Annotated in this window: 8 protein-coding genes; 3 read left to right on the top strand and 5 right to left on the bottom strand. The window is 50.9% G+C overall.

Annotated elements, in window-relative coordinates; genetic code table 11:
* Positions 1 to 353: 353 nt before the first annotated feature.
* The gene (locus KUW17_RS22960; RefSeq protein ID WP_222482622.1) at positions 354 to 968 is read right to left on the bottom strand and encodes a DUF805 domain-containing protein; all 615 of its coding nucleotides are present in this window, start codon (positions 966 to 968) and stop codon (positions 354 to 356) included.
* A 246-nt stretch (positions 969 to 1,214) separates the two neighbouring features.
* Here KUW17_RS22960 and KUW17_RS22955 point away from each other — a divergent pair, with 246 nt between their 5' ends.
* Entirely contained in the window at positions 1,215 to 1,406 is a 192-nt protein-coding gene (locus tag KUW17_RS22955) for a helix-turn-helix domain-containing protein (RefSeq protein WP_261397383.1), read from the top strand.
* Between the two features lie 157 nt (positions 1,407 to 1,563).
* On the opposite strand, the gene KUW17_RS22950 is transcribed toward KUW17_RS22955, so the two are convergent.
* The 4 genes from KUW17_RS22950 to KUW17_RS23440 all read right to left on the bottom strand — a co-directional run bounded on the left by KUW17_RS22950 (position 1,564) and on the right by KUW17_RS23440 (position 6,474).
* A complete protein-coding gene (locus tag KUW17_RS22950; protein ID WP_222482620.1) occupies positions 1,564 to 4,470 on the bottom strand; it encodes an ATP-binding protein in 2,907 nt (968 codons plus the stop codon).
* Positions 4,471 to 4,813: 343 nt separating this feature from the next.
* Positions 4,814 to 6,124 (bottom strand): DUF6538 domain-containing protein, encoded by a 1,311-nt coding sequence (locus KUW17_RS22945; protein ID WP_222482619.1) that lies wholly within the window; start codon positions 6,122 to 6,124, stop codon positions 4,814 to 4,816.
* 42 nt (positions 6,125 to 6,166) lie between these two features.
* Positions 6,167 to 6,352, bottom strand: coding sequence for a hypothetical protein (locus KUW17_RS22940; RefSeq protein ID WP_222479786.1), 186 nt, complete (start codon positions 6,350 to 6,352; stop codon positions 6,167 to 6,169).
* Complete coding sequence (locus tag KUW17_RS23440) at positions 6,352 to 6,474, bottom strand: hypothetical protein (protein ID WP_261397381.1); 123 nt, start codon at positions 6,472 to 6,474, stop codon at positions 6,352 to 6,354. Before KUW17_RS23440 ends, KUW17_RS22940 begins: the two co-directional genes overlap by 1 nt.
* 233 nt (positions 6,475 to 6,707) lie before the next feature.
* Here KUW17_RS23440 and KUW17_RS22935 point away from each other — a divergent pair, with 233 nt between their 5' ends.
* Complete coding sequence (locus KUW17_RS22935) at positions 6,708 to 8,225, top strand: hypothetical protein (protein ID WP_222482618.1); 1,518 nt, start codon at positions 6,708 to 6,710, stop codon at positions 8,223 to 8,225.
* Positions 8,226 to 8,463: 238 nt separating this feature from the next.
* The gene (locus KUW17_RS22930) at positions 8,464 to 9,174 is read left to right on the top strand and encodes a hypothetical protein (protein ID WP_222482617.1); all 711 of its coding nucleotides are present in this window, start codon (positions 8,464 to 8,466) and stop codon (positions 9,172 to 9,174) included.
* The last annotated feature ends 405 nt before the right edge of the window (positions 9,175 to 9,579 follow it).

The raw sequence follows: 9,579 nt of genomic DNA, 5'->3' as shown, positions 1-9,579 counted from the left end.
CTCGACACGCCAACTCACCCGCAAAACAATGGGGCCGAAACCGGGGGCCTTTTCGGGGCTAACGGGTCCCTCGGGTGCTTGTTTTCTTGTTTGAGAGGCCGATGGCTGGGGTGGTAGGAAACCATCAGTTCCGAGACTCTTCATCACCTTTGCCGATCCGCTAGAGAAACTGGGGCCGTTCCTGGGGCCTTTCGCTAGCTACCGGGCCGCCAGCGATCCGCTCACCTAAGATCCCAGCGCCGACATCCCAGCCGAAACATCCCAGCCAAGAAGCGCTAACCTTCCGCCTGCCATCATCCCAGCCTAGAGGTGACGGTGGAGACCCGATGGTGGCGTTGGCCGGTGTGGGGTGGTTAGACGGGGGCGTCTTTGAACTCGTCCGTCGGGACCAGAAGCAGGAACACCATCAGGGCGAGGTTCGCTGGCGGAACGAGGACTAGAAGGAACCACCAATGATTTACTCCAGTATCTCGGGTGCGGCGAACACCGAAGGCAAGAAGAACCGCTGCAACTGCTCCAATTGCCAGAAGCGACAGAACGCCCAGCCAGCTATCTGGCTCCATCAGAAACAAAGCAAACAACACCAGTGTCAGCAGCCCGGTTAGGACTTGGACGATCAGATATTCTTTCCGAGAAACCCGGCCTGAGAAGCCAAACACATAGCTCAACATCGGCCCGAGTTTACTGCCTGTTTCCTTCAGTACATCCGCGCTGACCTGTGAAAGCTCTTGAGAGACATTAGCGGCTTCGCTAGCCGCCCTGCTGACCTTTGCCGCCACCTCAGGCTGTTTTAGAACCCGTTGCCCCCTGAGCATCAACCAGCCAGCTAACCCAATTACGGTCAGTGTTGCGATAGACATGCCCATTGCTTCGACTAGTAGCGTCATTGGCTGCAGAACCACATACCAGAACCAAGCTACGCCACCAACGACCCCGGCCAAGAACAATCCTCTAAAAGTGCTTTCCATGAGCTTCCTCGTTCAAAGATGGATGGAGCCGCAAATCTGCCTACTTTCCCGCTCCTTAGCGCCGCGTAGTTTTGAAGCGTCTCTATGCCTTCCGCGCGTCGTATGCGTCTGGCGGATCATGGCAGATACAGCGTCAGCGCCTCGAATGTCTCTTAAAACCGGTAGAGCTAAAACCGTCAGTGCGCAATAGCGTTGAGTGTGAAGAGAACACCTAAAAGCCCACTCAGAGATATCGTTGCGCGGAACATGAGGTTGTTTCGGGCTGAGCGAGGTTGGTCTCAGGAAAGGCTGGCTGCCGAGGCGGGATTGAACCGTACTTACCTAAGTGCCGTCGAGCGCTCTGAGCAGAACATCTCAATCGACAATCTGTATCGGGTGGCAAAGGGGTTGGGCATCGAAAGTTGGCAACTTCTTATAAATGGCGAAGGTTGCAAGTGACTAACTCTTATGTATCTCTCTGCATGAAGTTATGGGAGGAAACCTCTATCGCCTGCTCTTTCTGGCTTTTGTATCTGCTAGGATTAGTTTTGGTGCGTCTCTCTGCCATTGTTTAACTAGGCAAGGAGACGCTCTGTAAATCTTCCGACCAGAAAAATTAACCCTCTCTGGTCTCTGCAATCAACTCTCTATAGTAAGAAATTCGCCCTCCCAACTCGCTGAAAATTTGGGGGAATCGTGCTTTGCGGAGTTCAAAATCTGTTGGAATCGAGGCATCTCCTATCATTTCTGACCATAGCTTTACCAAGATACCCTTATCTCTCAATTTGGAAAATTCCCCTACACCTGCAAAAGTGAAAGCAAAATCTGGAACCTCACGGTTTTTCATCTCCTCCTTCAGTCTTGAAAGAAGAGGGTGATGGATAGATCCACTCGTCAAGGCCGCAAAATGATCATCAGACGTTTCTATTTGATTGGAAACGACCTGAGACAAATAATTTGGAAGACGGCTTCTCTTGAGTCTATTATTGACTGGCAGGGAGTACACTGTTTGAAATGGCAAGTGGTACCCGCCTGAAACCAGCTTCGACCTGTCCCAGAAGTTCTCCCTATAAAGCCCGCGAAAGAATTCTTTGATATCAGCGGAGTTGCTTTCTGACGCACCAGATTGTTGCCACACTATTGAAACATTATTCAGAAGAGACGGCTCATCCTTCAAAAATTCCAGGCAAGTATTCTCATAGAACACTAACAAAAACTCTTTGCGCGTAGCCAAGTTGGTATCTGCCAAACGCCACCCGTCATCTTCCCAGCACCAATGAGGGCGAGAGTGCGCATTATACTTTTGAGTTCTAGAGCGAAAACTTGCCGATACTCTTCGGTTAACAAGTTGGTGCCTACCGGTTCTCGAAAATGGGCTTTCATCAGGCGCAAAGGCCATAGTTTCTGCAATTAGATCTTTCGCCAAGCTAATTCGTAGTGCCTTAGAGAGATCTTCATCTACTTCTGAAAGACCGTGCCTCTGCAAGTTAACTGGCAGATGCCCATCATTGTCTGTAATTAGTATCGTTGGGGTTGAAACAGTAATGTCAGAGCTTAGAGCGTCGTCCACTAGAACTTCATTGCTGTCCCCATAAGAATCCGGGGTGCAAATGTAAATTCCGTTACTGAACAGAGGACCTGATTGCGCACCAAACTTCCGGCCAGTACTTTTTGGGCGCCCCCAGACTACGTTGGAGTACTTGGGAACCTCCAAGGTGACCCATTTCCCATCGTTTAGGTAAACAAATTCTGGATCAATCTCTTCGAGATTTCCATCCAGGCGCACCAGCTTCGGATGGCAATTACAATACCAATCCCACGCTGCTCTGGCATCTTTGTCCCTAGAAAAAAGCCTTCCTATAGATCTCTGCTTCTCGCCATCGACATGTATTATTATCTTGGTTCCAATAGATCGATCACATTTCCGGACCTCAATAGCCTCCTTGTCCAGCTCGGCAGAAAACTTTAATCCTTTCGATTCTCCATAACGTCGCGTCTCCACTTCAATCAAGGATCCCAGCAAAAAACCTGCTAGGGCACCAATCCCGAAACGGCCAGTCCGCGCTACATCTGAATCACCGTCTACAGTGGTAAACGCCTTCTTCCATTGGGGGCTACTTCGAAACGATGCACCGGCACGAAGGAAGTAGTTTTGAACGACATCAGCATTCATTCCTATTCCTCGGTCCTCAACAACTACCTTGACGACCTTGCCGTCTTCGATAACAGGATAAACAATTACATCAGCGTCGTAGCCATTGAGCTCCTCAGAAGAGTGACACTTTTGAATGTGGTTCCTTTCAACCACTGCGTCTACACTATTTTGAATGAGCTCTCGCAATCCAACTTCGGGCCTGTTTCCATATAGCGGAGCGACAAGCAATCCAAGGAGGTCAGGGCTTGAGGCTTCAAAAGCTATTCTAGCAGGAACATACGGAGAATTCCGTGAAAAGGTCTGCTGGTCGTCGATACTGGTTCTAAGGCGCCTAAGTTTGAGCTGAAACTTGTGGAAACCTTGTGCTTCATAGCGTCCATATACTTCGCCAAGAGCCGCCCACGTCGCGTCTAATTCTGACTGAAAGCCCTCAGCCCAATTTTTGAACTTTAAAAAAGTTTCGACGGCTTCAGGTCTAGCGTCAACATATATCGCTTCTGGATCATTGTCGGCCGGAGTAATGTTTCTCACTGACTGATGAACTCGCCATTCGCCTGCAGAAAAGGGACTTCTTAGCTTTCTTAGCTTAAGCTGACTTTTGGGCGCTCTCTCTGGCTGTATCTGTAGAAAATCAGAAATTCGCAAAGCCGCCATGACGATTGGAGGATGCACATCCTGATACTCTCTTTCATGAAAGTGCTCTGCAAAAATGTCACATGCTTGGCGGAGTGACGTACCGTGGCTACGTGCAAGGAGGCCTGCAATTTCGGCTAGATCACCGGCTTGATCGTTAAAAAGCGGGATGCGTTGACCATCAACTCCTGGGAAACCAAAGACAGAAATCTCATGCGCCAAGCGAGGGTGATGTCGGCGCAGGAACTCACCAATCAAAAGCCTGTGCTTTATTGTGAACTCCGCCGGGTCGTCAGGCGGATTGGATACCGGATCAGAAGAACCGAAGAGGTTGCGAAGTTGGCGACCATCGAAACGTTTTGCTTCTAGTAAGAACTCTTCCCAGAGTTCGCACCAAGTGGTTGAGTCAAGTCGTGTCAACAGTTTGTTCTTTGATGATACGAGCTCGACAAACGCGTCGCCAGAAAGGTGCATGCCGCAATCGTGCAACAGGACTGCAAGCGCTAAGGAAGCATAGTCCGAGTTGGAGAAGCGCTGGAGAGCATCGTCTGTGAGAACTCCAAGTGCTGTGTCCAGGACTTCGGTGTTATGATCTGGGCCGTGATCAGTATACTCTGGAAAGAACTCAGGGTTTGACGAGATTATGGGTCTGCATGCCTCAATGGCGGTACTTACTATAGCGGTTAGGGAGGAATCCTTTGCAAGCGCATCGGAGATTGTCTTTGGTAGCTTCATTTTGGCATCTGCTCAGTATTTACTCTCGATATTACAAACCATGAAGGCTAGCTGTTCAAGTGGAATACACCTATGAATTGAGGGCCTGACTAACGCTTTCGCAGCGGTTTTTTGGAGCAGCAGCAAAAAAAAGCAAAGTACTCCCCGGCCAGCACGAAGCCAGCCGGGGGGCTCTATGGTATCTTCCGGGTCAGCACATACTCCGCCAGCCAACGCCAGTAGTCTTCAGCGCCAGCGAAACCCTGAGACCGAGCCGCCAGATCTTCAGCCGCCCTACGAGAAAGACCGCCATCGTATTCAGCGATAGCGGCCCTCTCCTCGAAGTCTTCAATGTTGGGAATACTCATCCCGGCACCGGAAGCCGTATCTGGTCGATGATGGACCGCTTCTGCTCGTCCGAGATCCCTGCGGAATAGATGCCGTAGGTGATCCCGTTTTCTGACCGCGCCGACTTATGACCCACCAGAGAAGCCGTGAAGTGCTCCGGAACGCCTGTTCGCTCGCACTGAGTGATGAACCACTTCCTTGTGGAGTGAAACACCAGCCTTGGTCGCTCCAGTTTCAACCGCTTTCTGACATCTGCAAACAGCTTGGAAATGCGATCAACGGTCAAGTCAGGGAATAGCGGGCCGAACTTAGGCAGGTCCGTGAACAGTTCCTCCAGCACTGGGTGCAGCGGAACTAGTCGTTCAGCAGCATCCGTCTTGAGTAAGCGCAGCTCATTTGGTCTGACCCAGGCAAAGGTTCCAAGATTTCCCTTCGACACCAGATCTTCCCGAAGCAAGCCAGCAGCTTCGCCGGAACGCATCCCCGTCAACAGGCAAGTTAGAAGCACCGGATACAGGTCGCGATCACGATCCATCAGCAGACGACGCACCTCCTCGTCGGTTGGCACGGCATAAGGCTGAGGGCGGATCTTCCGATCAAACCGAACGGTTCTGAAGGGGTTGGTATCCAGGTCTCCCTCATAGACGCACCAGTCGAGGAAATGGTTCACCTGCGACCAGATACGCTTCTGAGTTCTGACAGATATCCGAGCCGTGCCGTTGGCGGAGAAAGCGAGCAGAGCGTCCAAGCCCAAGCCTCTCGTAGACGCAGATTTACCGATCAGTGGGGAAAGCTTGGCGATTGCTCCAAGGAACTCCCGGCCATCGTCCCTCCCTAGACTGCAGAGCGACCGTTCACCGTACTTGCTAGCGAACAGTTCCACCGAATACCGCACCGACTTGTACCCGCCGTAGCGGAGCTGGTTGCTGCGTTTCTTCAGATAGAGTTCCGCGCGATCACCGGTTGGAATCTTCTCCTTCTCGATCAATGGGTTGAAGTCCGGACGATCCAGAACAGTACCAGAGGCTGCTAGAGATGTTCGCAGGCGGTCGAGAGCGGTTTCAGGTTTAGCTGCCCATGCAGGAGTAACAGCACTACTCTTTGGCCGGCTAAGTGCTTCCTCAGAGCGCGACCGAACCTCAGCCACCAGGGTCTCATAGCGTGCATTAAGCTCAGCTGCCCGAACGCGGGCAGTAGCGGCATCGCGCGTCTTCAGAGACTGCTTCAGTACCTTCTGACCAAGAGCCAGAGCGACGTCTTTCGGGAAATGGCGTCGATAGAGCCACGTGTGACCCTTCAAGTACGCATACTTGATCTGAGCAGACATAGCGTCTCCTCCTTCTAGTTTTGAGTTTGGGAAGAAAGGGCTTCAGTCGCCCTCGTAGACCCTCAGGATCAGGTCGAAGTCCGGCTCGCCGTATTCGCCTTCCAGTGGTCCGTTCAGTGAGTAGCCGCCCACACAGTCGTCGAAGACTTCAGTGATCCGGAACAGATGCTCCGGCCAATCTTCAGATGCGCGGATGACTACGATGTCGTCGGGTTGATACTCGACCATCAGTCGATCCTGGCAAACAGGACGATGATGATCTTGCCTATGACGATTTCGCCGCTGCTGGACCGTCTGGCCTTTATCGGCTTGGTCGCCAGCAGATACTTCGCAAGCATTTGAGACAGCATGATAAACCTCCGTAGTTGCTATCGATTTAGATACGGAAGGTTGCTCAAAATTTTGCTTGCGGTTTTATCCGGTCAAGCGGTAGTTATTAGCAACTTGGAGGAGTGAAGCTGCCATCAGCGCTCTGATTGAACGGAAGGATTTCCGGACAAGTTTCGACAGACTTAAGAACTGCCCACACACCTCCAAATGTGATCGAATGAATTTTCTAGCTCGAAAGAGTAACGAGGTTAGCATGGCCGATGAAGATTGGAATGCGGATGCAAGGATCGCCATAGATCTATGTAAAGATTGGGCAAATGAGTTCACAAGGGATATCCCTTGTGAAGTTTTCCTCTTTGGTAGCGCCATCTATGAAAGCGGAGATCAATTTGATGCTCAGCAGAGTGATCTGGATTTGGTCGTGTTTCTCAAAAAGAGTTACGATGCCACTGGCCGAGCGGACCTACTAACAGCTCTTAGAAAAAAGAAGGCCGAACTTGAGCTGCGCATGGTGCCAGCCCTTCGTCGCACAAATTGCCAAGAGCCAGGTGTCAGCATAGTGCCGATTACTGAAGTAGAGCTATTGGCGAATATTCACAAAAGTGGAGCTCGACGTTTTTTTGATAGGAATATCTATCTAAACTTAATAACTGACAAGGAAACTATTGGCCTGACGAATGCGAATACATGCTCCATTTCGGATGAAGGTAGGCAAGCCATTGAGTTTGTGCAGAAGACTCGGAACAATTTCCTAGCCGTAAGCGCCAACGGAACTGGCGGAATAGTTCCCTTCACTGGCGGGGATCCGTTGCCAAAGGCTCTAGCGCGCTCTGCTGCGCAACTTGTGCCCGATGTCGCCGCGGGGGCTTGGTACGATACTCGTTTCGGCTTGGAGTTTATCTTTGAGGAACTTAGCAAGCGGCGCTCGGATTCAACTAAGCTGGCGAGACTATATAGAAGCCTGTCTATAAGAAGGGGCGGGAGAGGGAGAAGCCAACCGCTCTCTGACTATGATCAATTGCTGCTAGCGGAAATTTTGTTTGATTGCGCTTCGACACTACCACTTGAGCCAATGGTCACATGGGAAATTCGGTTTGCAGGGGACACACGATCTCAACCTCTGCGTCGCAGGCTTTTACAAAGCCTGAGAAGCTTGATTCCTGGTGCTCAAATCTTAGGCTTGTTTGAAGGAAGTGTCGTCGTCCAGCTACGCAGTTCGCATAGCAGTTACCTAACGGCTGAAAGGTTGCACGAAATCGGAGCCCTAGAGGTTTTCTTCGATGTTCCTGAGGTTAGCCTTTCGCTGCTGACGGAAGGCGCCGAGCGCAGTCGCTTCAAACATGAAGGGAAATTTGATCGAGTTGCTGAGCGTATTGCTAACTGGCAACCGAATCTTGGTGGTGAAATTGTCACGGAAACGGAATTGCAAAACAGTCTCTTTGACTGGTTGAGCCGTGACGACTTTTTGAATGATGCCCTAATCGTTCGCGAGGCGCTTATTGGAGGGGCTGAGCGACAATTCAGAGCAGATCTTGTTGTTCACTTCCTAGAAACAGCACATGATTCCACTGTGGTTATCGAGCTGGCCAGACTACGAAGTCGCACTAGCTTTTTCCGGCAGATTGATAGACTTCGGCGGCTTAATCCCCCTGCAATTCTTGTAGCCGTCGGAACGCCCAAACTACTGAAGGATCTGGAGGGCGACATTCAACAGTTTCTCACGGTGGAAAGTGCATTTAAAGTTGTGCCTATTTTTCTTGATGGGGACTGACTTCCCGCCAGAAATCTTGAATTTCAAGTGTCCAAGCTAGACCGCCTTTCCACTCTGACGGGATTGAAGGGGCGCACCTAACACAACATGCCGGAGAGATCTGAGACAATATGAAGACACTCAAATCGATCAGCTAGTGGCTGGTAAGTGTTTCTTGAGTATTGCGATAAAGGATTTCGGGATATTCAGAAGAGGGTAGCTTCGGTGAAAATAGTAAATTTGGAAAGAAACACATTAAATGACTGAATATAGGTTCAGGTGCCTCGGACCTTTCTACTTCTCGACCTATAAGGACAAGCGTGGCCTGCGAACTATCAAGCATTTTGAAGCTCGTGATGAGGTGTTCCAGCAGGCTGAAGCGATTGCACATAAGGTAGGCGTGAAGGACATATACTCTACTGTAGGGCTGTATGTGATGGGCCTTTCACCTTCGGGAAGTTCCGTGACGTGGCCCTATTACGTTGGTCGAGCTTCACGACAGACACTTCATGCTCGCCTGTTTCAAGCCCAGGATAAGCCAAAGAAATATGCTGGAATTTTGTCAGAATACCAACGCGCCAGACCGTTTATTTATCTATTCCCCATGCTTACCACTGCTGGAAATCAAGTGAAGGTCACCAAACAGGGCACCAAGGTTTTTAAGACTATTTCCGAAGCAGAATATATGATGATCGGTCATGCGATGAATGTGAACCCATGGCTACACAATGTGCAGAATGTGGTTTCCCTCAATCGCTTTTCTATCGATGGCACACCTCAGGCTGACAAGCGCGAGACGATACACGCTAAAGAATTTAGAACGATGATGGGCTTCGACTTTGGCGAAGTGCGCTCTGAAAGTGTTCGGGAGGCCTCGATTGAAGCTTTCGAACAAGAAGATGCTAGGTCAAAGCTACTCGCTGATACCAGTCCCTCAGATCTCTCTTTGGCGACAAGCGCCTCAACCTAGATGTGAAACCTTTTCTAATTTTTCTCTCGAGAACACTCGAACTTCCGTCTAACCACCCCACACCGGCCAACGCCACCATCGGGTCTCCACCGTCACCTCTAGGCTGGGATGATGGCAGGCGGAAGGTTAGCGCTTCTTGGCTGGGATGTTTCGGCTGGGATGTCGGCGCTGGGATCTTAGGTGAGCGGATCGCTGGCGGCCCGGTAGCTAGCGAAAGGCCCCAGGAACGGCCCCAGTTTCTCTAGCGGATCGGCAAAGGTGATGAAGAGTCTCGGAACTGATGGTTTCCTACCACCCCAGCCATCGGCCTCTCACACAAGAAAACAAGCATCCGGCGCACCCGTTAGCCCCGAAAAGGCCCCCGGTTTCGGCCCCAGTTGGTTGGCGTGCTGTTGGCGTGTCGGG

The sequence above is a fragment of the Leisingera aquaemixtae genome, assembly GCF_019801145.1.
In the GTDB taxonomy this organism is placed as follows: domain Bacteria; phylum Pseudomonadota; class Alphaproteobacteria; order Rhodobacterales; family Rhodobacteraceae; genus Leisingera; species Leisingera aquaemixtae_A.
Note: the sequence above shows the minus strand (reverse complement) of the source record. Positions and strands in the feature narration are given on the sequence as shown.